This is a genomic window from Streptomyces sp. NPDC032126, assembly GCF_055580085.1.
The window spans coordinates 48,095-69,007 of sequence record NZ_JBVIMA010000002.1; the positions used below are offsets into that span (position 1 = coordinate 48,095).

Consider the following 20,913-nt stretch of genomic DNA (forward strand, 5'->3'; position numbering starts at 1 on the left):
GGCCGGGAACCCGCTACACCGTGCACCCCCGTATCGAGGACTACGCCCTCATCGGCGACGAGCAGACCGCTGCCCTGGTCGGCAAGGACGGTTCCGTCGACTGGCTGTGCCTGCCCCGGTTCGACTCCGGCGCCTGCTTCGCCCGGCTGCTCGGCGGCAAGGACAACGGCCACTGGCGCATCGCCCCCAAGGGCGCCCACGGCTCCTGCACGCGCCGCGCCTACCGCCCCGACACCCTTGTCCTGGACACCGAGTGGGAGACCGCCGACGGCGCGATCCGGGTGACCGACCTGATGCCGCAGCGCGACCGGGCACCCGACCTCGTGCGGATCGTGACGGGGCTGCGCGGCCGGGTCACCGTCCGCGGCGAGCTGCGGCTGCGCTTCGACTACGGCTCGATCGTCCCGTGGATGCGCCGCTCGGACGGCCACCGCGTCGCCGTCGCCGGCCCCGACTCGGTGTGGCTGCGCAGCGAACCCGAGGTGCACACCTGGGGCGAGGACCTGGGCACCCACTCCGAGTTCACCGTCGCCGAGGGCGAGCAGGTCGCGTTCGTGCTCACCTGGCACCCCTCGCACGAGCGGCGCCCTCCGCTCGTCGACCCGTACGACGCGCTGCGCGTCAGCGTCGAGGACTGGCAGGAGTGGGCGGCCCGCTGCCGCTACGACGGTCCCCACCGGGAGGCCGTGGTCCGCTCCCTCATCACCCTCAAGGCCCTCACCTACCGCCCGACCGGAGGCATCGTCGCCGCCCCCACCACCTCCCTGCCCGAGGAGCTGGGCGGGGTGCGCAACTGGGACTACCGCTACTGCTGGCTGCGCGACTCCACCCTCACCCTGGGCGCCCTGCTCTCCGCCGGCTACCACGACGAGGCGGCCGCCTGGCGCGACTGGCTGCTGCGCGCCGTCGCCGGCGACCCCGCCGACCTGCAGATCATGTACGGCGTCGCGGGCGAGCGCCGGCTCCCCGAGGTGGAGCTGTCGTGGCTGTCCGGCTTCGCCGACTCCGCCCCCGTACGCACCGGAAACGGGGCCGTGAAACAGCTTCAGCTCGACGTCTACGGCGAGGTCATGGACTCCCTCGCGCTGGCCCGCCACGCCGGACTGCCGACAAAGCCGCATGTGTGGGCGATCCAGTCCGCGCTGATGAAGTGGCTGAGGAAGAACTGGGAGCAGCCGGACGAGGGCCTGTGGGAGGTGCGCGGCGGGCGGCGCCACTTCGTGCACTCCAAGGTGATGGTGTGGGTGGCCGCCGACCGTGCCGTGCGCGCGCTGGAGGAGTACCCGCGGCTGCACGGCGACCTCGACGGCTGGCGGGCGCTGCGCGACGAGGTGCACCGGCAGGTGTGCGAGCAGGGCTTCGACGCCGAACGCAACACCTTCACCCAGTTCTACGGCTCCCGCGAACTGGACGCCTCCCTGCTGCTCATCCCCCGCGTCGGTTTCCTGCCGCCGGACGACCCCCGGGTCATCGGCACCGTCGACGCGATCCGCGACGAGCTGACCCACGACGGGCTGGTGCGCCGGTACAGCACCGACGGCACCACCATCGACGGCCTGCCCGGCGACGAGGGCACCTTCCTGGTCTGCTCCTTCTGGCTCGCGGACGCCCTGTTCCTGACCGGGCGCGCGAAGGAGGCCCGGGAGCTGTTCGACCGGCTGGTGGGGCTGGCCAATGACGTGGGGCTGCTGTCGGAGGAGTACGACCCGGTGACCGACCGGCACCTGGGCAACTTCCCGCAGGCGTTCAGCCACATCGGGCTGGTCAACACCGCCCTCGCCCTGTTCGGGGACGAGGGGGCAGGATAGGGCCATGGATCTTGGGCTGAAGGACAAGGTGTACGTCGTCACCGGGGCCACGCGCGGTCTCGGCAACGCCGCCGCGCGCGAGCTGGTCGCGGACGGGGCGCGGGTGGTCATCACCGGGCGCGACGAGAAGCGGGTCGCCGACGCGGCGGCGGAACTGGGCGCGGGCGCCGTCGGCCTGGCCGTTGACAACGCCGACCCGGGGGCACCGCAGCAAGTCATCGCCGCCGCGCGGGAGGCGTTCGGCGGGTTCGACGGTGTGCTGGTCAGCGTGGGCGGGCCCGCGCCGGGCTTTGTCGCCGACAACACGGACGAGCAGTGGCAGGCGGCCTTCGAGTCGGTGTTCCTGGGGGCGGTCCGGCTGGCCCGGGCGGCCGTGGCCGAGCTGGAGGACGGCGGTGTCATCGGGTTCGTGCTGTCCGGGTCCGTGTACGAGCCGATCCCGGGGCTGACGATCTCCAACGGGCTGCGGCCCGGACTCGCCGGGTTCGCGAAGTCGCTCGCCGACGAGGTGGGGCCGCGGGGCATCCGGGTGGTGGGGCTGCTGCCGTCCCGCATCGACACGGATCGCGTGCGCGAGCTGGACGGCTTGTCCGCGGATCCCGAGGCGACCCGGGCCGCCAACGAGGCGCGGATTCCGTTGCGGAGGTACGGGACGCCGGAGGAGTTCGGGCGGACCGCGGCGTTCTTGCTGTCGCCGGCCGCGTCCTACCTGACCGGGATCATGGTGCCCGTCGACGGCGGGATGCGGCACGGCTTCTGACGCCGCGTCGTCGTGTCACGTCACCCGTTCCGCCTTGTGCTTGGCCGTTCTCAGGCGGACCTCCGACGGGAGGGACTCCAGGGCCGCCGAGTTCCTCGCGTGGTCGAGGGCCCCGGCCGTCAGCTCGCGCAGCGCGGTTCCCGGGTCCACGTGGGGTTCCAGCATCAGCCGCACCCTGGTCTCCGGGGCCGTCCTGCGGCCCGTGAGGTGGACGTGGGCGTGGGAGACCCCGTCCAACTGGGCGGCCTGGGACGCCAGTACGTGTTCCAGGGCCCGGCCTCGCAGCAGGGCGCCCGCGCCGTCGCCGGTGTCGATCAGGACCTCCCGCAGCCTGCGGCGGCGCAGGTTGGCCACGAGCCACCACAGGGCCAGCAGCACCACTACGGCCAGCGCGGCGATGACGGTCGGCCACCACCAGCTCTCGTCGCGCCAGCGGGTGCGTTCGGCGGTGGACAGCAGCACGTCGTGCGGGCCGTCGTGCAGCCACCAGGAGGGCGGGGGCGCGCCCAGTCCCACGGCGAGGACGGCGCCGCCCACGGCGACCAGCACGAGCCCGACCAGGGCCAGCAGCAGCCGGTTGACGGTCCGCAGCATCGCCCTCACCCCTTCTTCCCGGGTCGCCGTACGTGCACCGACAGCCTCGGCGGGTGGGCCAGGCCCAGGCCCGTCACCGTCTCGGCGAGCACCTCGTCCAGGTCCGCCTGTACGTCGTCCAGTTCACGGAAGTGGGAGAGCGCGCGCACGTCCGCCCGGTGGCGGCCCACCCGGACCCGGACCGACTGCACACCGGCGACCTCCATAGCCCGGTCGCGCAGCACCAGGGCGGCGGCGCGCCGGAGGAGGCCGGCCCGGACGTCGGGGTGGACCGGGCGCATCGGCAGGACGGAGCGCAGGCCGGGGGTGGCGGCCAGCAGGATCAGCCAGAGGCCGAGCGCGGCGGCGACGCCCGCGCCGACCAGGACCCAGGTGTCGTCGAGCGGGCGTTCGGCGAGTTGCCGGGCGAGTTCGCGGCGCCAGGCCATGGCGCGCCGGCCCGCCCGTACGGCGGCGATGTCGTAGAGGAAGGCTCCCGCGACGACCAGCAGCAGCACGGCGACGACGGTGGCCGGGACGCGGCGCGCGGACCAGAAGCGGTGGGCGTGGCCGGGGGGCGGCGCCTCGACGGCCGGTTCCGGTTCCTTCTCCAGGACCGGCAGCCGCTGTGTGGTGCGCTCGACGCCCCCGGCCCCCTCCGGGCCCTCGGTGCCCCGGGGTTCGCTCATCGCGTCCTCCCCTGTGTCGCGCCGTGGGCCGCCGTCAGGTGGAGGCGTTCCACGTGGACGGCGACCTCCGGGACTTCCATGGACACCAGGGCGCGTACCCGTTCCGTGACGTGCCGACGCACCGCGTGGCAGCGCGCGCCGAGGTCGCTGGGGTAGTCGAGTTCCAGGTGCACGCGCACGTGTGCCGCGTCGTGGTGGACGACGACCGTGGCGTGCGGGTGGGACGCGCCCGGCGGGAGTGCGCCGACCGCCTCGCGCGCCGCCTGGGCGGCGATCTTCGCGACGACGCGGTCGGCGATCCGGGTCGCGCCGCGTTCACCCGGCGGGACGACGGCCGCACGTCTGCCGAGCGCGCCGGTCCCTTCGCTCACCGGTCACCGCCGCCGGTCGTCGCGCGAGCGGAAGAGGTCACCGAGATCGAGGTCCCCCTCCAGGAACCGGCCGACGATGAAGCCGATGGCGCCGAGCGCCGCCACCAGCAGGAAGGCTCCGAACCCGCCGAAGTATCCGGCGAAGCCCAGCGCCATGCCGGCGATCATGCCGACCACGGCCATGCTCAAGGTGTGCTCCCCTCAGCCGTATGCCCGGCCGGTCACTGGATCCGGGGTTCCGGCTCCTCTTCCTCTTCCTCGGGCAGTTTGACGTCGCTCACGGCGATGTTGACCTCCACGACCTCCAGGCCGGTCATCCGCTCGACGGCGGCGACGACGTTCTCGCGCACGGCCCGGGCGACGTCGGCGATCGACACGCCGTAGTCGACGACGATCTCCAGGTCGAGCGCGGTCTGCACCTCGCCGACCTCGGCCTTCACACCCCGGGTGACGGATCTGTCCCCGCCGCCGGGGACCCGGTCCCGTACGGCGCCGAAGGTGCGGCTCAGTCCGCTGCCCATGGCGTGCACGCCGAGGACGTCACGGGCGGCCAGGCCGGCGATCTTCTCCACGACTCCGTCGGCGATGGTGGTGCGGCCCCGGGTACCGGGGTCACCGCCGCCTCGTCTGGTGGCCTTGCGGGTCTGTACCGGCGACTCGGTCTCGCCCTCGGGCGTCTGCGTGCGGTTCCGGTCCGTCATCTCGGTCATCACCGAACGTCCCTTCCGGTCGTCGTCCTTTCACCACCGTAAGCGCGGTTGCCGCCGAGCGCCCCAGGGATGCGGCAGGCTGGAGGAATGACGGCGGGACGGATGGAGTACGAGGGGCGGCGTTCGGCGCCGTCGCACGGAGCGACGGCGGGTGCCGGGCGGGCCGTACGGAGTGTTCTGGGGCTGGGGCGGCTGCTGCCGCTGGGCGGTGCGGGGGACGGGGCGTGGATCGCGGAGGACGCGGCGGCCGGTGTCCTGCGGGAGGTGGTACGAGGGGTGCGCGGGGTGCGGCTGGGCGAGTTGCGGCTGGCGTCGGCGGATCCGGAGGGCGGTGCCGAGCCGGTCGTACCGGCGCCGCCGAGCGCTCTGCCGCCCGGGCCGCTGCGGGTGACGGCGGATGTGGCGGCGGGGCCGTCGGAGCCGCTGCCGGAGGCGGCCGCACGCCTGCGGACCGCCCTCGCCGAGGCGGCCTCGCGGCACCTGGGTCTGACGGTGACCGAGATCGATCTACGGGTCACGGCACTGTTGGACGAGGCCGACGGGACGGACGCCGGGGAGGAGACACCGGCGGCATCTGGGCCGGAGCCCGGGCATGCGGAACCGTCCGTTCGGGGGAAGGCGCCTGGTGGGGGTGACGAGGTGCGGGTCGCCGCCGTCGTGCTGGGCGTTCCCGGGGTGCGCGGGCTGGCCGGTGTCTTCGGTGGGGTGGGGAGCGCGGTGCACATCGTCGAGCGCGGCCAGGCGGTCGCCCTGCCGCGCCGGCACGCGCGCGTGGAGATCGCGGTGCGCGCGGACCACCGGGCCCTGGACGTGGCCCGGGAGGTCCGCGCGGCGGTGTCGGCGGGGCTGCCCGATCATCCGACCGTGGCGGTGGTGGTGACGGCGGTCGGCTGAGGGTTCAGCTCATTCGCCGAGCCCGGCCAGGTCCCGCAGCCTCCGGGCCTGCGCGGCCCGTTCGGCGGCACGCTGCTCGTCGTAGGTCCGGTCGCAGGCGCCCCGCAGCAGCGCCTTGGTCTCGATCACGGCCTCCCGGGGCGCGGCCAGGATCGCCGTCGCCAGCTCCCGTACCGTCTCGTCGAGCTGGTCCACGGGTACGGCGATGTTCGCGAGGCCGCAGCTCACCGCCTCCTCGGCCTGGACGAACCGTCCGGTCAGGCACATCTCGACGGCGCGGCCGTAGCCCACGAGCGAGACCAGGGGGTGCGTGCCCGTGAGGTCGGGGACGAGCCCGAGGCCGGTCTCGCGCATGGCGAACTGCACGTCGTCGGCGACGACGCGGACATCGCAGGCGAGGGCGAGCTGGAACCCGGCTCCGATGGCATGGCCCTGGACGGCGGCGATGGACACGACGTCGTTGCGTCGCCACCAGGTGAAGCCCTGCTGGAACTCGGCGATGGCGGCGTCGAGTTCGGTGTCGCCGCTGCGCGCGAGGTCGATGAACGAGGGCTCGCCCTCGATCCCCTCGGGCGTGAACATCTGCCGGTCGAGCCCGGCGGAGAAGGACTTGCCCTCGCCGCGCAGCACGACGACACGGACGGAGCCCGGCAGGAGCCGGCCGACCTCGGCCAGCGTCCGCCACATCGCGGGGCTCTGCGCGTTGCGCTTGGCCGGGTTGGTCAGCGTCACCGTGGCGAGGGTGTCCTCGACGGTGAGCCGTACGCCGTCCTTGTCGAGCAGGGGAACCGAGTCGGCCATGGGGCGCCTCCGATGGGTGCGGTCACTGGATGCCGTACAGCGGCACAGAATGCCGTACGGCGGCACAGCTAAGTGACTGCACAGTAACCACCCGGCCGATCACTCGACCGACCGGGTGGCCACCATCGAAGCCGATGGGCCGCCCGGGCTCAGGCCGAGGCGGCCTTCTTGCCCCGCGTCGCCCCGCCACGCCCACGGAGCGTGACGCCCGACTCACTGAGCATCCGGTGTACGAAGCCATACGAGCGGCCGGTTTCCTCGGCCAGTGCCCGAATGCTCGCACCGGAGTCGTACTTCTTCTTCAGGTCTGCCGCGAGCTTGTCGCGCGCGGCGCCGGTCACCCGGCTGCCCTTCTTCAGAGTCTCGGCCACCCGTGCCTCCTCATGGGAAGTGCGCTCTGGTCCCCTCATGATCACCCCTCCGGGGCGGGTTGGCCACCCATTCGGCAAGGTCCGTGCGACACGGTTTTGACGACAGGAGCGCGTCCCCACAAACGGACGATGTGATTCCACACACAGCCGTCCGCACCATCGAACGGCTTCCCGCCGGAAGCAGCAGGTCAGGGACGCACGACGGCCGATCCCCCGGCGATGGGGGGATCGGCCGCGAAATCGATGTAGGACACACCCCGATACGAGGAGATCTCACACAGATGATGGATCACCGATCGGCCGAATGATCCATAGCCAGGGGATCACCCATTCGATCAAGCCAGGGCGACGAGATCCGCGTAATCGGAGCCCCACAGGTCCTCGACACCGTCGGGCAGCAGGATGATCCGCTCGGGCTGGAGCGCCTCCACGGCACCCTCGTCGTGGGTGACGAGGACCACCGCGCCCTTGTAGGTGCGCAGCGCGCCGAGGATCTCCTCGCGGCTGGCGGGGTCGAGGTTGTTGGTGGGCTCGTCCAGGAGCAGCACGTTCGCCGACGACACCACCAGGGTGGCGAGGGCGAGACGGGTCTTCTCACCACCGGAGAGGACACCGGCCGGCTTGTCGACGTCGTCGCCGGAGAAGAGGAAGGAGCCCAGCGTCTTGCGCACCTCGACGAGGTCGAGGTCGGGGGCCGCCGAGCGCATGTTCTCCAGGACCGTACGGTCCGGGTCGAGGGTCTCGTGCTCCTGGGCGTAGTAGCCGAGCTTGAGGCCGTGGCCGGGCACGACCGCGCCGGTGTCCGGCTGCTCGGTGCCGGCGAGCAGCCGCAGCAGGGTGGTCTTGCCCGCGCCGTTGAGGCCCAGGATGACCACGCGGGAGCCCTTGTCGATGGCCAGGTCGACGTCGGTGAAGATCTCCAGCGAGCCGTACGACTTCGACAGGCCCTCCGCCATCAGCGGGGTCTTGCCGCAGGGCGCGGGCTCGGGGAAGCGCAGCTTGGCGACCTTGTCCTGCTGGCGGACCGCCTCCAGGCCGGACAGGAGCTTGTCGGCGCGCTTGGCCATGTTCTGCGCGGCGACCGTCTTGGTGGCCTTGGCGCGCATCTTGTCGGCCTGCGAGTGCAGGGCGGCGGCCTTCTTCTCGGCGTTCTGCCGCTCGCGCTTCCTGCGCTTCTCGTCGGCCTCGCGCTGCTGCTGGTAGAGCTTCCAGCCCATGTTGTAGATGTCGATCTGGGAGCGGTTGGCGTCCAGGTAGAACACCTTGTTGACGACCGTCTCGACCAGGTCCACGTCGTGGGAGATGACGATGAAGCCGCCGCGGTAGGTCTTGAGGTAGTCGCGCAGCCAGACGATCGAGTCGGCGTCCAGGTGGTTCGTCGGCTCGTCGAGGAGCAGCGTGTCCGCGTCCGAGAACAGGATGCGGGCCAGCTCGATACGGCGGCGCTGACCGCCCGAGAGCGTGTGCAGGGGCTGGCCGAGCACCCGGTCGGGCAGGTTGAGCGCGGCGGCGATGGTGGCGGCCTCGGCCTCGGCCGCGTACCCGCCCTTCGTGAGGAACTCCGTCTCCTGGCGCTCGTACTGCTTGAGGGCCTTCTCCCGGGTCGCGCCCTGGCCGTTGGCGATCCGCTGTTCGTTGTCGCGCATCTTGCGGATCAGGACGTCGAGGCCGCGCGCGGAGAGGATGCGGTCGCGGGCGAGGACGTCGAGGTCGCCGGTGCGGGGGTCCTGCGGGAGATAGCCGACCTCGCCGGAGCGGGTGACGGTGCCCCCGGCGGGGATGCCCTCGCCGGCCAGGACCTTGGTGAGGGTGGTCTTGCCGGCGCCGTTGCGGCCGACCAGACCGATGCGGTCGCCCTTGGCGATGCGGAAGGAGGCGTTCTCGATGAGGATGCGGGCACCGGCGCGCAGCTCGATACCGGAGGCGGAGATCACGGACAGACTCCAGGGCGGATGGGTGGGCGGGACAGGCGGATGAGGACGTTCCCGCCGTCTAATGCGCGAGGAGAATGGCCATGGGGCCAGTCTAACGGGCCCGTGCAAGCAGTTTTTGTGGCTTCGGTGTTCGATCTCCGGCAGAGGGAGTGACCGGCATGACAGGCACGAACGGCACGGGCGGCGGGCGTCCGAGCATCTACCCGGCCCTGCGGTACGCCGACGCGAAGGCGGCCGTCCGGCAGCTCACCGAGGCGTTCGGCTTCACCGCGCTCGCGGTGCACGAGGACGAGGACGGCCTGGTGCGCCACGCCGAGCTGGCGCAGGGCAACGGAGCGGTGATGCTCGGCTCCAAGGGCCACGGCGGCGTCTTCGACACGGCGATGAAGGACGCGGGCGCCGCGGCGGTGTACGTCGTCGTGGACGACGTCGACGCACACCACCGGCGAGCCGTGGAGCACGGCGCGGAGATCCTGATGCCCCCGGCGGACCAGGACTACGGCTCGCGGGAGTACCTGGCCCGGGACATCGAGGGCAACGTCTGGAGCTTCGGCACGTACGCCCCCGAGCTGCGGGGCTGAGCCGAGCCGGCGGTCAGTTGCCGCCGGTGTGGACCTGGAACGCGGCCCGGCGGACGGCCTTGGCGAGCGCCGGATCGGGGTGCGCGGCGGCCAGCGCGACCAGGACCTGCACGGTGCGCGGGTGACCGACGGCGCGGACCTCCTCCAGCAGGGCGGGCACGGTCGGCTGGAGCGCGGACTCCAGGTGCCGCACCAGCATCGGGGCCTCCCCGTGGTCGGCGACGGCGGCCGCGGTGTCGACCCACAGCCAGGTGGCCTCCTCGCGGGTCAGCACCTCGTGCGCGTCCTCGGGGTCGACGCCGTCATGCTCCGCGAGCCAGAGCAGGGCGTACGGCCTGAGGGCGGGGTCCTCGACGACGGCCCGGACGTCCGCCTCGGCCGGGGCGCCGACCACCCGCAGCGCCTCGAAGGCGAGGCCGCGCAGCAGGGCGTCCTCGCCGCGGGCGGCGGCCAGCAGCTCCGTGACGGCGCTGCCGACGGGGCGGGCGGCGAGCCAGGCGCGGTATTCGGCGCGGGCCGCGTTGGGGCGCAGCTGGGCGCAGCCGCGCAGCATGTCCTCGGCCCCCTGCTCGATGTTGCCGGCGGGGCTCTGCGCGGCGACACAGATCTGCTCCAGCTTGACCCACACGGCCCAGCTGCCCAGGGGCGTGAGGGTGGCCTGGCCGTCACCGCAGGTGAGGGCGCCCACGGAGGCGAGCGCGTGCAGCGCCCAGTCCAGGAGCGGCGCCAGCTCGGCCGCCTGCGCGGGCTCCGCCGGGTCGGCGTCGGCGGAGCGTGCGGGGGTGGCGGGGGCGAGGTGGCGGGCGGGGGCGGTCGCCGTCGCTGCGGCGGTGTCGGTCGCAGCGGGGCCCGGCGGGGTGTGCGGGGACTCCGGGTCGTAGACGACTTCGCAGCGTTCCGTGCGGAGTTCCGTGACGCGTTGGCGCAGGAGGTCCAGGAGCTGCTCGACCGGTACGGGGCCGGCGGACAACTGGAGGAACGACAGGACCTGGGGCATGGCCGAGACGACCTCGGCGACCGCGGCGGGCTCCTGGTCGGCGGGCTCGGGGGTGGCGAGGGACCAGGCGTCGAAGAGGGCCACCCAGCCGCGCAGGACGGCGCTGTCGTCGCGGTTCCAGGCGCGCAGCCGCCAGCCGGGGCGGGCGCTGGCGCCGTGCACCTCGATGAGGCCGGCGAGGCGGGCGGTGTCCCAGTCGGCGCGGACCTGGGCCGGGGTCAGGCCCAGATCCCGGGCCGCCCGTTCGGCGGTCGCGTCGGACAGGGTGGCCTTGCCGTCGGAGTGCGCCGCGTCGCTGCCGGGGCCGAGCGCCGCGTCGGCCCAGCGGGCGACACGGGCCGCGGCGGCCAGACCTGAGCGCGCCATTCTGGCCAGCTCCGCCGGTGCCGGGGTGCCCTCCGGCGGGCGGGGCGCGGGGCGGCGTGGGCGCCGCTGGTTCACAGCTGAGGGGGCGGCGGCCAGGGGTCGCGGGCGGACGAGTCGAAGCCTGGAGTCGCGCGGGATACGGGACGTCACGGGTGCAGTCTTCCGGTTGACGGTCCGAAAACCCAAACGGAATGTCACGGGGGGCTACGGGACTGGCCAAGGCACGGCGTTGCGTGGGGCCTCAAGGCCGAAAACCGGTCAGTGGTCCAGCGCTAAACGGAAGCATGGCGACCGGGTCCGGCACGGGGTGGCGCGGCGGGGGCGGACCCGGTCTCCCGGCGGCGGTGACGGCTCGGCGGAGCGGGGTCAGACCAGGGGGGTGAGGAAGCGGCGGAGGGCCTCCTCGTAGACCCCGGGGTCGCGGTTCCACATGGCGCCGTGCGGGGCGCCGTCGACGCGGTGCAGGTTCACCAGGCCGGGGCGGCGGTCGGCGAGGCGCCGGGAGAGCCGCCAGGGGGCGACGGTGTCACCGGGACCGTGGAAGATCAGCGTCGGCACGGTGAGGCGGGCCGGGTCGACGGCGTCGGTGTCCTCGGCGGGGCCGCCGTGCAGCCCGGCGCGGCCCTGCGCGGCGCGGACCGCGAGGGGCAGCAGGGCGCCGGGGGTGTGCCGGGCGGCGGCGAGGGCGCGCAGGGTGGTCTGCCAGCTGAGCACCGGGGAGTCCAGGACGAGCCCGGCGACACGGTCGCGCGCGCCGGAGTCGACGGCGGCGCGCAGCGCCATGGCGGCGCCGGTGGACCAGCCGAGCAGGACGACGCGCTCGGCGCCATAGCGCACGGCGTAGCGGATCGCGGCGTCCAGGTCGCGCCACTCGGTCTCGCCGAGGTGGTTGAGGCCGTCCGGGGAGCGGGGTGCGCCGAGGTCGCCGCGGTAGGACAGGGCGAGGACGGGGACGTGGCGTCGGTGCAGGAAGCCCATCAGGTTCAGGGCGTGTTCCCGGGTGGTGCCCAGGCCGTGCACGGCGATCACCCAGGTGCGGCGGCTGCTGGGCACGAACCAGGCGGGCAGGGGGCCGAGCTCGCCGGGGATGTCGATGTCGGCGTGGTCGAGACCGAGGGCGGCGCTGGGGTTGCCGATGTACACGGTCGGGGTGAGCCAGACCGCGTCGCCGGGGGTGAGGGTGCCGTGGGTGACGCGTTCCAGGCGGCGTACGACCGCGTCGGCGGGGTGGGCCGCGTGGCCGAGGACGGGGCCGACGACCGCGTGGCTGCCGTCGCCGGCGAGGCCGTAGATGCCGGGGCGGAGGCTGGCCAGGTCGCGGGTGAGGGTGATCTGGCCGGCGGCGGTGCCGTGCACGGTGAGCCGGGGTTCGGTCGGCAGGGGGCGGCCGGGGGGCGCCTTGAGCGCGGCGTCGCTGGCCAGCCGGCCGGCGGCGACACCGGCCGCGCCGGCGGCCAGGGCTGCGGTGAGGGCGACTGCCGTCGCGGTGACAGGACGCACACGACCAGTCTCGTGTGGCGGGCCGGGGACGGCCAGTGCGGCGGGGGTTTCGGGTGACGGGGGTTCGAGCGGTGGGGTGCTTTGCGTGCGGGGGGTGCGGTGCACGCGGTGGGTGCGGTGGGTGCGGTGCGCCTGGCACCGCCGGACGGCCTCGCGGTGGTGGAGCGCCGTCGCGGCGGACACGAAGGGCTGGCGGAGATGAACGGACGGCGGAAATGAAGGGACGGCGGAGGGGAGAGCGCGGACGTGGGGGCTGAGCGAGGGGGCAGGCGAAGAAGCCGACGGCACAGCAGGCGAGCCGCCGGCGAACGGCCGGGGCGGGGGTGCCCCCTCACGCGCCTTGCCCGTGTCCCCCGCCTCGCCCGTGCCCCGGCTTTGCCCCTATCCCCGCCTCGCCCGTGCCCCGGCTTTGCCCCTATCCCCCGTCCTGCCCGTACCCCCGTAGCTTCTCCTGGGCCTCTGCCAGTTGGTGGGGGGTGAGGAGCGTGGGGGTCAGGTGGGGGTGGGAGGAGGCCGTCAGCCAGAGGCGGCACATCCACTCCAGCTGGGCCGTGCGGTCGTAGGCCTGGTCGAGGGTGGTGCCGTAGGTGACGGTGCCGTGGTTCTGGAGGAGGCAGCCGGTGCGTCCGTCCAGCGCGCGCAGCATGTTCTCGGCCAACTCCTCCGTGCCGTACAGCGCGTACGGGGCCACCCGGACGGGTCCGCCGAGCGCGCCCGTCACATAGTGCACCGCGGGCACCTCGGGGACGAGCAGGGAGACGGCCGTGGCGTGGACGGCGTGGGTGTGGACGACCGCGCCGGCGTCGGTGGCGCGGTAGACGGCGAGATGCATGGGCAGTTCGCTGGTCGGGATCAGTGAGCCGAGGACCTGTCGTCCGTCGAGGTCGACGCCCGTGATGTCGTCCGGGGCGAGGCGGTCATACGGCACGCCCGAGGGGGTGACCAGCACGGTGTCCCCGACCCGCACCGAGACGTTGCCGGAGGTGCCGACGACCAGTCCGTCGGCGACGGTGCGGCGCGCGGCCGCCACGAGCGCCTCCCAGGCCCGGGCCTCCGCCTCACCGCCCAGCCGCCTCACCCTCGCCTCCCGCTGCTCCCCCGCCGCCCCCGCGTCGTCCCGGTCGTCCCGGGCTTTCCGCCGTTCACCTCGGTCCTCAGCCATGCCGTGATCCTGCCAGGGGGCGGCCCGCCGCGCCGGTGCGTGCGGGCACTGTAGGGCGGAGGCCGGGCGTCCGGGAGGGCGCATGTCAGGAAACGTCATGGTCCGTCGGGATTGGCCTGGAATCGACCAGTGTTGGTTGATCTTTCAGTAATCTCTCGGCGGACGTGACGTGCACACAGCCATGACGCGCACAGAGCCGTTCCGGGGGGACGCATGGCCCATGCCCGATTCCGCACCCGAGTCACCGCCTCGGCGGCCGCCCTGCTCACGGCCGCCGTCACCACCCTCACCGCACACCCCGCCTCCGCCGCCCCCGCACCGAGAGGCCATGACGTCTCGGCGCACCAGAGGGATGTCGACTGGGCCGCCGCGCAGTCGAGGGGCGCCCGGTTCGTCTACGTCAAGGCGACCGAGTCCACCGCCTACCGCAACCCTTGGTTCGCCCGGCAGTACGACGGTGCCCGCGCCGCCGGCCTGGTCCGGGGCGCCTACCACTTCGCCCTGCCGGACCACGGCACCGCCACGGCGCAGGCCGCGTTCTTCGTCCGTAACGGCGGCGCCTGGACCGCGGACGGCTGGACGCTTCCGCCGGCGCTGGACATTGAATACAACCCGTACGATCGCGGGAAGAGGTGCTACGGCCTGAGCCCGGCGAGGATGGTGGCCTGGATCCGGGCCTTCAGCGACGAGGTACGCAGGCTGACGGGCCGCCGTCCGGTGATCTACACGACCACCCACTGGTGGAACCTCTGCACGGGCGCCAGCCCCGCATTCGCCGCGGAGCACCCCCTGTGGATCGCCCGGCACGGCTCGGCGGACGCCGGAGCCCTGCCCGCGGGATGGTCGGCGTGGACCTTCTGGCAGTACGACAACAGCGGCGATCTGCCGGGTGACCAGAATCTCTTCAACGGCTCCGCGGCCCGTCTGAGGACGTTCGCCGGAGGGCGATAGCCATGGGGCGCCTGGGCCGTTACTTCCCAGCAGTACGAAAGCCCTGACCTTCGGACACCATGACGCCTGCCCCAGTTCACCTTCCGTTCACCCAGGTTGCCTACGGTCAACCAGCCAATGACTTCGAACGATTGCCTGGGTAAATGGAAAACTTCTCGCTGATCCTCGCGATTGTGGTCGTAACCGCACTCGCGTTCGATTTCACGAACGGTTTTCACGACACCGCCAACGCGATGGCCACGACCATCTCGACCGGTGCGCTCAAGCCCAAGGTCGCGGTGGTCATGTCCGCCGCGCTCAACCTGGTGGGCGCTTTTCTCTCCGTGGAGGTCGCCAACACGATCTCCAAAGGTCTCGTCGACGAGACGGGCATCCGTCCCGAGGTCATCTTCGCCGCGCTGGTCGGTGCGATCCTCTGGAACCTGCTGACCTGGCTGGTAGGACTGCCCTCCAGTTCCTCGCACGCCCTCATGGGCGGTCTGATCGGCGCCACCGTCGCCTCCGCCGGCTGGGGCGCGGTGCACGGTGACGCGCTGGTCACCAAGGTGCTGATCCCGGCGATCGCCGCCCCGATCGTGGCCGGTGTCGCCGCGATGGTCGCGACCCGGCTGTCGTACACCCTCGGCAAGAAGGCCGACGGCAAGGCCGCCGACAAGGGCTACCGCGCCGGCCAGATCGCCTCCGCGGGCCTGGTCTCCCTGGCCCACGGCACCAACGACGCGCAGAAGACGATGGGCATCATCACCCTCGCCCTCGTCGCCGGCGGCTCCATCGCCCCCGACTCCGACCCTCCCACCTGGGTCATCCTCTCCGCGGGCCTGGCCATCGCGCTCGGCACCTACCTCGGCGGCTGGCGCATCATCCGCACCATGGGCAAGGGCCTGACCGACCTCCAGCCGCAGCAGGGCTTCGCCGCCCAGACCAGTGCGGCCACGGTCATCCTGGCCTCCTCCCACCTGGGCTTCTCACTCTCCACCACGCACTCGGTCTCCGGCTCCGTGATGGGTGCGGGCCTCGGCCGCAAGGGCGGTGTGGTCCGCTGGTCCACCGCGACCCGGATGTTCGTCGCCTGGGGTCTGACCCTGCCGGCCGCCGCGCTGGTCGGCGCGCTCGCCGAGAGCGTCACCGACCTCGGTGACTGGGGCACGGCCCTGGTCGCGGTCTTCCTGGTGGCCTCCAGCGCCGCCATCTGGAAGCGGTCCCGTCGGGAGGTCGTCGACCACACCAACGTCAACGCCGCCGAGGAGCCGGCCGGTGTCGTCACCACCGCGATCGCCATGGTGACCCCGCCGCCCGCGGGCACCGTGTCCGACGACCTCACGGCGACGATCCCGGCGCCGGCGCCCGTCACGGTCACCGCCACCGCCGATCCGACGGCGCCGGCGGCACCGCCGGCCGCCGCCGTCTGAGCCCCGCCCACCCGGTTACGAAGGAAGCATCACCATGAAGATCGACTGGGCGGCCCTGGGCTCCGTCTTCGGCGTCAGCCTCGGCGTCACCGTGGGCCTCGTGGCCCTGTTCACCCTCGGCGTCATGGGCCTCTCGCGCCGCGAGCGCGCCACGGCGCAGGGCGGCTCGGCGGCCCTCGCGGTCACCGGTGCGTACGTCTGCTTCACCGGATGCGCGGCGGCGGTGGCGTACGGGATCTCCCTGATCGTCGCCTGACGCGGCACGGCTCCACGACTCCGCCCTGCCGGACGTTCCCTCACCGGGACTTCCGGCAGGGCGGAGTCATGTCCGCCTGCGCGGGGACGTCCCGGAAGGCCGTGGTCAGGATGTCGCCCACGGTCAGGCTCTCCGGACCGAGCCGACCGCACAGCGGGCTGACCGCGCCCGCACGAAGGCGGTCGAGGTCGTAGGAGAGCAGGGGCCCGTAGTCGGTGAAGCCGCGCAGGACATGACCGTCGAAGGTCCAGTCGACGTTGGAGGTGTCCAGCACCGCCAGGCGCTCGCGCCGGGTGTCCTGCCACAGCTCGCCGACGCCGTTGTCCGTGCTGAGCAACAATCGCCCCGTCTCGTCGTACGGCCCCACCAGTGAGGCGTGGGGGGCGAGCGGGACCGGTCTGTGTCCCTCCGGCCGCCAGAGCTCGATCCCGGCGACCGTGTCCACGGCGACCGTGTCACCGTCCGACCGGAACACCGCGGCCGGCTCCGCGTCCTGCTCGGCGGAGCTGAAGCGCATGGGCTTGACGAGGTGCGCGTGACCGTCGTCCACCCGCCAGAGCGCGGCGGTCCCGTCGGCTCTCAGGACGAAGACCTGACCCTCGTGTCCGCGACCGGGACGGCCCAGCACCGCGACGCAGGCACGCGGGTCGTGCCTCGCCGTGCGCGCGCAGCCGACGCCGGCAAGCGCGAGGTGCGTTCCGTCGTCACCGTCGACCACCGAGACGCCGCCCCTTTCGAGCACCAGGAAGTCCCGGTCGCCGTACGGCTGCACATCCTCGACGTCGGCCCGCCGCCCGGGCCCCGGCACCGGTTTCTCACCCTTGCCGAGCGTGGCTGTGCGGTGCAGCTCCCAGCCGTCGGCGCGCCACACGAGCGCTCTCGTTCCGTCGCGGCTGAGCTGCACGTCCTCCGCTTCGTCGGCGGGCTTCATGGCGATCTTCGTCTGTCGTGCGCCGTGTGCGTCGAAGACGGCCAGGTGGTCGGCGGAGTCGGCGTCCGCCCAACCCGGACCCCGCGTGTAGATCACGGCCACCACATCGGCGTCCGAAGCGTGACGCACCGTGTTCTGGGAGCCGAGGGCGAAGCCGCCGAGGGGATGATCCGTCGTCGTGGCCCGCAGGACGAGAACGTCCCGGCCCTCCACGCAGGACAGGCTCAGATGCCCCGCCACCTCTCGTGCGGCACAGTTGTCCGGGAGGGAGAGAGCACCGGGAAGCACGAGGGAGAAACGCCGCCCCGTGGCCAGGTCCTGGAGCAGGACTCCGTCCGGGAGCTCCGATTCCACATCGTCGCTGCCCCCCGCGTCCGAGGTCGCGTAGCGGCCCGTCAGGTCGGTGGCGAAGTGCCGATCGCCGGGCCAGCGGCCCTTGGCCTCGGTGACGTGCGGGGTGCTCCGCCGCACCTTCCAGAAGGGCTCACCCCGCTCCTGCGTGGCCAGTGCCCGGCCTGCCGCACCGAACTCCGCGTCCGCCAGCTGCTCCTGGTCCGCTCCCTCGCGGCCGCCGCGCACGGCGGTCACGGGGGGAGATCTCGGGTCCGCGGACTCCCGGTGGACGACCACGGTCAGGTCGCCCGCGTCCGCGGAACTCAGCGCCACACCGTCCCCGCACTCCCCCGGCGCCAGCCAGTCGGCGGGCCTGATGCTGTGCGGGACGAGCCGCGTCCCGTCGATCTCGACCATGCCCACCAGTTCCGCCATGTCGTTGTCGACGCAGCCGTGCGTGGTCGACGGTTCGACGCCGTGCACGAGTCCCCGGCCGTCGGCCGAGAAGTCCAGGGCCGTCGTCGACGTGTCGGCGGTCTGGTCCGCGTGCCACGCCCACCGCAACGGGTTGTCGATCCCCCGCACCCGGTCCTTGGCCACGCCGACCGACCAGATCCGCACGTCCCCGTCCGGTGCCGCCGCCGCGACCCTCGTGCCGTCGTCGCTGATCGCCACCCGGTCCACCGCGTCCGGCCGGCCCCCGAGGTCCACTCTCTTCGGTCTGCCCGTGTCGAGCCCCAGCAGCAGGACCACCCGCTTGCCGCCCTGGAGGTCCTCGTGCAGCAGCGCCATCCGGGTCCCGTCCACCGAGGCCCCCGCCGACCTCACGTTCCCCGCCGGGAGGATGCGGTGCACCGACTCCAGTGAGGCCAGCGGCATCTCCTGGCGCAGGACTGCGGCCCGGGTCTGCGCGTTGTCGCTCGTCCCGCGGGCCGCCAGGGCCAGCAGAGCGGCGTCCACCGGGTCGGTGGACATCTTCTCCTCCGCCAACTCGACGAGTTTCCGCGCGGCCTCGTCCTTGCGGCTGCGGTCCTCGTCCCGGAAGAAGCCCCAGACGCCGTATCCCAGGCCGGCCACCATCAGGGCCAGGCACACCACCAGCGCCACCCCCGTCCGCCCGCGCCGCACCGACCGCCGCTGCTCCCGCCGGCTCAGCTCGATGAACTCGCGTTCGGGGCCGGACAGTTCCGTAGGCCGCAGCGCCGAGGTCGCCCTCGCCGCCGTCAACTCACGTCCTCGCAGCAGCAGATCGCCGTGCCGCTCGCCCTCCTCCCACTCCCGCATCCGCCCGCGCAGCTTCTCGTGCCAGGCCAGGAACGTCCGCGAGTCGTCCAACCACGCGCGCAGCGTGGGCCATTGCCGTACCAGCGCCTCATGGGCCAGCGCCACGGTCTCCCGGCCCGCGCTGTCCCGGGCGATCACCAGCAGTCGGGTGCCCGCCAATGCCTGGGCCGCCGCCCGCAGTTCGGGAGGCAGCTGGTCGAAGGCACGGGCCACGCGCGCGTATTCGTTCCCCTTGACCGGGCGGGCCAGGCGTTCGAAGAGGCGGCGGGCGACGGTCTCGTCCACTCCCGCGGCCCCCTTGCAGACCTGCGTCAGCTGCTGGTCGGCGTACCGGGACAGCGCGCCCTCCACCCCGCCGATCTCCCGGTACGCCGCGTGGGTGAGACGGCCGTTCTCCTGGCGTTCCCAGAGTTCCGCCAGGGCGAACTCGACCAGGGGCAGGGCTCCCGGTTCGCCGCCCGCGTCCGTGACGATCCGTTCGGCCAGGCCCGGTTCGAACTCCACGCCCGGAATCGCCGCGACCGGTCTGCGTACCACCTCGTCCAGCTGGTCGCGGGTCATCGGCGCGATCATCTGGACCGTTCCGCTCAGGGACTCCGCCCGGCCGTCCGTGACCAGTTCCTCCAGCGACGCCGAGCGCAGGGTGGCCAGGACGCGGAACCGGCGGCCCGAGGGGTGGACGGCACGGGTCATCGGGAGCAGGACGTCCAGGAGCGCGCGGGCGTCGGCGGGGCGGGCGCCCACCGTCTCCTCGAACTGGTCGAGCAGGACGACGTGTCCTTCGGGGCCGGCCCCGGCCAGCACCCGGGCGCCCAGGAGGACCGCGGTCGGCGTGCGGTCGGACGGGTCCACCAGCTCCCTGGCCAGGTCCCGCGCCGCCGGGAACTGCTCGCCGAGCGCCTCCGCGAGCGTACGGACCGGGTCCGTGTCCGGCTGGCCCGCGAAGTCGGTCACCGTGTACCCGGACGCGCGGAGCAGGGGCAGTACGCCGGCCCGCACCAGCGACGACTTGCCCACGCCCGACGCCCCGGCCACCGGTACGAAGGAGTGGTCGCGCAGGGCCCGGGCGATGCGCTCGCTGTCCGCCCGGCGCGCGAAGAAGACGCCCGCGTCCTGTTCCCGGAAAGGCTCCAGGCCCCGGAAGGGGGACGGGCGCAAGGCGGGGTCCAGGCCCAGGAGGTGGGCGGCGGGGATGAGGTAGGCGGTGGTCGCGCCGGCGCCGGTCTCCGCGGCCACCGTCATGCCGGCCACCCCGCCCTGGTCGGTGTCCCACACGGGGCTGCCGCTGAAGCCCTGGCCGATGGGCGGGCCGCCGGGCAGCGGACGGGCCTCCATCGAGGTCCAGCCCTTGCCGACGGGGGCCCGCAATCGGCCGTCGACCCACACCCCGTGGTCGTCGGTGCGCCGCGGGAAGCCGAGGACGCGGAAGGCGTGGTCCCAGACCGCGGCGGAGCCGGCGAAGCGGACCGGGGCGGTGCCGGGGACCGGCTCGGCCAGGGTGAGCAGAGCGATGTCGCCGCCGCCGTCGGGGGTGACCGGCACCCAGTGGGTGACCGCGGCCCGCAGCCGGGCGGAGGGTCGCGTCAACAGGGGGAAGTCGAGGGTGACGGGGTCGGCGGGCGGCGTCGCGGCCGTCTCGTCCGTGCCCAGCGCGCCGGCCACCACGTGCGCGCAGGTGCACAGGGTGCGGTCCGCGACGAGGAAGCCGCTGCCGGTGACCCGGCCGTCCCGGCTCCACAGGCGGGCGATGGCCCGTGGGAGGTCGTCGTCAGGAGGTGCCGTCGGCATCGCGCTGCCCCGGAACCGTCGCCTCGTCCGGACCCGGCCAGTGCATGCTCACGGTGAAGTGCGCCTCCGTCGTGCCCTTCGCGACCACGACGCCCGCCTCGGCGCTGAGCGTGATGCCGAACTCGACGGTCACCGAGCCGGGCGGTCTCGGCAGGGTCCGTGCCCCGTCGAGGACCGCGCCGAGGGCGGGGCGCACCCGGGCGAGGGCCTGCTGGAGGGTCTCGGCCGCGCCGGCCACCACGCCCCCTCGGGAGACGCGCTGGACGCCGGACGGGCCCTCTCCGGTGACCTCCAGAAGGACGATGTGCCCGTCGTCCAGCAGCATTTCACCCACGTACGCCACGTCGTGCCCCTCTCGCACCTGTCACACCCCGTATGAGGGTGTACGCGCCATTGCAGGTGCTCCTGTTCCGCGCGCGCAACCGGATGCGGGCGAGGACCGCC

20 protein-coding genes are annotated in these 20,913 nt (G+C 73.4%); 7 read left to right on the forward strand and 13 right to left on the reverse strand.

The window, feature by feature from the left end; genetic code table 11:
* Window positions 1-20 precede the first annotated feature (20 nt).
* A complete protein-coding gene (locus ACZ5NW_RS08725) occupies window positions 21-1,808 on the forward strand; it encodes a glycoside hydrolase family 15 protein (RefSeq protein ID WP_468743066.1) in 1,788 nt (595 codons plus the stop codon).
* A gap of 4 nt (window positions 1,809-1,812) precedes the next feature.
* Window positions 1,813-2,568 carry an SDR family oxidoreductase gene (locus ACZ5NW_RS08730; protein WP_468743067.1) on the forward strand — a complete coding sequence of 252 codons (756 nt, stop codon included), beginning with the start codon at window positions 1,813-1,815 and terminating at the stop codon, window positions 2,566-2,568.
* Between the two features lie 15 nt (window positions 2,569-2,583).
* Here the strand turns inward: ACZ5NW_RS08730 and amaP are convergent, their stop codons facing one another.
* From amaP to ACZ5NW_RS08755, 5 genes are read right to left on the reverse strand one after another with little or no spacing between them, the layout of a single operon-like run.
* Window positions 2,584-3,171 carry an alkaline shock response membrane anchor protein AmaP gene (gene amaP, locus ACZ5NW_RS08735; protein WP_468743068.1) on the reverse strand — a complete coding sequence of 196 codons (588 nt, stop codon included), beginning with the start codon at window positions 3,169-3,171 and terminating at the stop codon, window positions 2,584-2,586.
* A complete protein-coding gene (locus tag ACZ5NW_RS08740) occupies window positions 3,168-3,830 on the reverse strand; it encodes a DUF6286 domain-containing protein (RefSeq protein ID WP_468743069.1) in 663 nt (220 codons plus the stop codon). The genes amaP and ACZ5NW_RS08740 overlap by 4 nt, the downstream gene beginning before the upstream one ends.
* The gene (locus ACZ5NW_RS08745) at window positions 3,827-4,201 is read right to left on the reverse strand and encodes an Asp23/Gls24 family envelope stress response protein (RefSeq protein ID WP_468743070.1); all 375 of its coding nucleotides are present in this window, start codon (window positions 4,199-4,201) and stop codon (window positions 3,827-3,829) included. The genes ACZ5NW_RS08740 and ACZ5NW_RS08745 overlap by 4 nt, the downstream gene beginning before the upstream one ends.
* A gap of 3 nt (window positions 4,202-4,204) precedes the next feature.
* Window positions 4,205-4,390 (reverse strand): hypothetical protein, encoded by a 186-nt coding sequence (locus ACZ5NW_RS08750; protein ID WP_468743071.1) that lies wholly within the window; start codon window positions 4,388-4,390, stop codon window positions 4,205-4,207.
* Between the two features lie 32 nt (window positions 4,391-4,422).
* The gene (locus ACZ5NW_RS08755; RefSeq protein ID WP_468743072.1) at window positions 4,423-4,911 is read right to left on the reverse strand and encodes an Asp23/Gls24 family envelope stress response protein; all 489 of its coding nucleotides are present in this window, start codon (window positions 4,909-4,911) and stop codon (window positions 4,423-4,425) included.
* A 102-nt stretch (window positions 4,912-5,013) separates the two neighbouring features.
* Between ACZ5NW_RS08755 and ACZ5NW_RS08760 the strand changes: the two genes are divergently transcribed.
* Window positions 5,014-5,805 (forward strand): nucleopolyhedrovirus P10 family protein, encoded by a 792-nt coding sequence (locus ACZ5NW_RS08760; protein ID WP_468743854.1) that lies wholly within the window; start codon window positions 5,014-5,016, stop codon window positions 5,803-5,805.
* 9 nt (window positions 5,806-5,814) lie between these two features.
* Here the strand turns inward: ACZ5NW_RS08760 and ACZ5NW_RS08765 are convergent, their stop codons facing one another.
* The 3 genes from ACZ5NW_RS08765 to abc-f form a co-directional block, all read right to left on the reverse strand.
* On the reverse strand, window positions 5,815-6,606 hold the full coding sequence (locus ACZ5NW_RS08765; protein ID WP_468743073.1) for an enoyl-CoA hydratase/isomerase family protein: 792 nt from the start codon (window positions 6,604-6,606) through the stop codon (window positions 5,815-5,817).
* Between the two features lie 149 nt (window positions 6,607-6,755).
* Window positions 6,756-6,977, reverse strand: coding sequence for a helix-turn-helix domain-containing protein (locus ACZ5NW_RS08770; protein ID WP_006123601.1), 222 nt, complete (start codon window positions 6,975-6,977; stop codon window positions 6,756-6,758).
* Between the two features lie 335 nt (window positions 6,978-7,312).
* Window positions 7,313-8,911, reverse strand: a complete 1,599-nt coding sequence (gene abc-f, locus ACZ5NW_RS08775; protein WP_468743074.1) for a ribosomal protection-like ABC-F family protein — start codon at window positions 8,909-8,911, stop codon at window positions 7,313-7,315.
* A gap of 158 nt (window positions 8,912-9,069) precedes the next feature.
* On the opposite strand from abc-f, the gene ACZ5NW_RS08780 reads away from it, so the two are divergent.
* A complete protein-coding gene (locus ACZ5NW_RS08780) occupies window positions 9,070-9,492 on the forward strand; it encodes a VOC family protein (protein WP_468743075.1) in 423 nt (140 codons plus the stop codon).
* Between the two features lie 13 nt (window positions 9,493-9,505).
* Here ACZ5NW_RS08780 and ACZ5NW_RS08785 read toward each other — a convergent pair whose 3' ends face one another.
* The 3 genes from ACZ5NW_RS08785 to ACZ5NW_RS08795 all read right to left on the reverse strand — a co-directional run bounded on the left by ACZ5NW_RS08785 (window position 9,506) and on the right by ACZ5NW_RS08795 (window position 13,517).
* Window positions 9,506-11,005, reverse strand: a complete 1,500-nt coding sequence (locus ACZ5NW_RS08785) for a hypothetical protein (protein WP_468743076.1) — start codon at window positions 11,003-11,005, stop codon at window positions 9,506-9,508.
* Window positions 11,006-11,221: 216 nt separating this feature from the next.
* Window positions 11,222-12,355 (reverse strand): alpha/beta hydrolase, encoded by a 1,134-nt coding sequence (locus ACZ5NW_RS08790; RefSeq protein ID WP_468743077.1) that lies wholly within the window; start codon window positions 12,353-12,355, stop codon window positions 11,222-11,224.
* A 415-nt stretch (window positions 12,356-12,770) separates the two neighbouring features.
* Window positions 12,771-13,517, reverse strand: coding sequence for a class II aldolase/adducin family protein (locus tag ACZ5NW_RS08795; protein WP_468743078.1), 747 nt, complete (start codon window positions 13,515-13,517; stop codon window positions 12,771-12,773).
* 213 nt (window positions 13,518-13,730) lie between these two features.
* Between ACZ5NW_RS08795 and ACZ5NW_RS08800 the strand changes: the two genes are divergently transcribed.
* The 3 genes from ACZ5NW_RS08800 to ACZ5NW_RS08810 all read left to right on the forward strand — a co-directional run bounded on the left by ACZ5NW_RS08800 (window position 13,731) and on the right by ACZ5NW_RS08810 (window position 16,133).
* Window positions 13,731-14,468: a lysozyme gene (locus ACZ5NW_RS08800; protein ID WP_468743079.1), complete on the forward strand. Its 738-nt coding sequence runs from the start codon at window positions 13,731-13,733 to the stop codon at window positions 14,466-14,468.
* Window positions 14,469-14,611: 143 nt separating this feature from the next.
* Window positions 14,612-15,877: an inorganic phosphate transporter gene (locus ACZ5NW_RS08805; RefSeq protein ID WP_468743080.1), complete on the forward strand. Its 1,266-nt coding sequence runs from the start codon at window positions 14,612-14,614 to the stop codon at window positions 15,875-15,877.
* Between the two features lie 34 nt (window positions 15,878-15,911).
* A complete protein-coding gene (locus ACZ5NW_RS08810; RefSeq protein ID WP_468743081.1) occupies window positions 15,912-16,133 on the forward strand; it encodes a hypothetical protein in 222 nt (73 codons plus the stop codon).
* Between the two features lie 40 nt (window positions 16,134-16,173).
* Here ACZ5NW_RS08810 and ACZ5NW_RS08815 read toward each other — a convergent pair whose 3' ends face one another.
* Window positions 16,174-20,469, reverse strand: a complete 4,296-nt coding sequence (locus tag ACZ5NW_RS08815) for an nSTAND1 domain-containing NTPase (RefSeq protein ID WP_468743082.1) — start codon at window positions 20,467-20,469, stop codon at window positions 16,174-16,176.
* Window positions 20,450-20,812 (reverse strand): CU044_2847 family protein, encoded by a 363-nt coding sequence (locus ACZ5NW_RS08820; RefSeq protein ID WP_468743083.1) that lies wholly within the window; start codon window positions 20,810-20,812, stop codon window positions 20,450-20,452. Before ACZ5NW_RS08820 ends, ACZ5NW_RS08815 begins: the two co-directional genes overlap by 20 nt.
* Window positions 20,813-20,913: the final 101 nt, after the last annotated feature.

Coding starts and splice junctions, on each gene's coding strand:
- ACZ5NW_RS08730 (WP_468743067.1), top strand. CDS start 1,813: ATGGATCTTGGGCTGAAGGACAAGGTGTACGTCGTCACCGGGGCCACG.
- ACZ5NW_RS08740 (WP_468743069.1), bottom strand. CDS start 3,830: ATGAGCGAACCCCGGGGCACCGAGGGCCCGGAGGGGGCCGGGGGCGTC.
- ACZ5NW_RS08755 (WP_468743072.1), bottom strand. CDS start 4,911: ATGACCGAGATGACGGACCGGAACCGCACGCAGACGCCCGAGGGCGAG.
- ACZ5NW_RS08760 (WP_468743854.1), top strand. CDS start 5,014: ATGGAGTACGAGGGGCGGCGTTCGGCGCCGTCGCACGGAGCGACGGCG.
- ACZ5NW_RS08765 (WP_468743073.1), bottom strand. CDS start 6,606: ATGGCCGACTCGGTTCCCCTGCTCGACAAGGACGGCGTACGGCTCACC.
- ACZ5NW_RS08780 (WP_468743075.1), top strand. CDS start 9,070: ATGACAGGCACGAACGGCACGGGCGGCGGGCGTCCGAGCATCTACCCG.
- ACZ5NW_RS08795 (WP_468743078.1), bottom strand. CDS start 13,517: ATGGCTGAGGACCGAGGTGAACGGCGGAAAGCCCGGGACGACCGGGAC.
- ACZ5NW_RS08800 (WP_468743079.1), top strand. CDS start 13,731: ATGGCCCATGCCCGATTCCGCACCCGAGTCACCGCCTCGGCGGCCGCC.
- ACZ5NW_RS08805 (WP_468743080.1), top strand. CDS start 14,612: ATGGAAAACTTCTCGCTGATCCTCGCGATTGTGGTCGTAACCGCACTC.
- ACZ5NW_RS08810 (WP_468743081.1), top strand. CDS start 15,912: ATGAAGATCGACTGGGCGGCCCTGGGCTCCGTCTTCGGCGTCAGCCTC.
- ACZ5NW_RS08815 (WP_468743082.1), bottom strand. CDS start 20,469: ATGCCGACGGCACCTCCTGACGACGACCTCCCACGGGCCATCGCCCGC.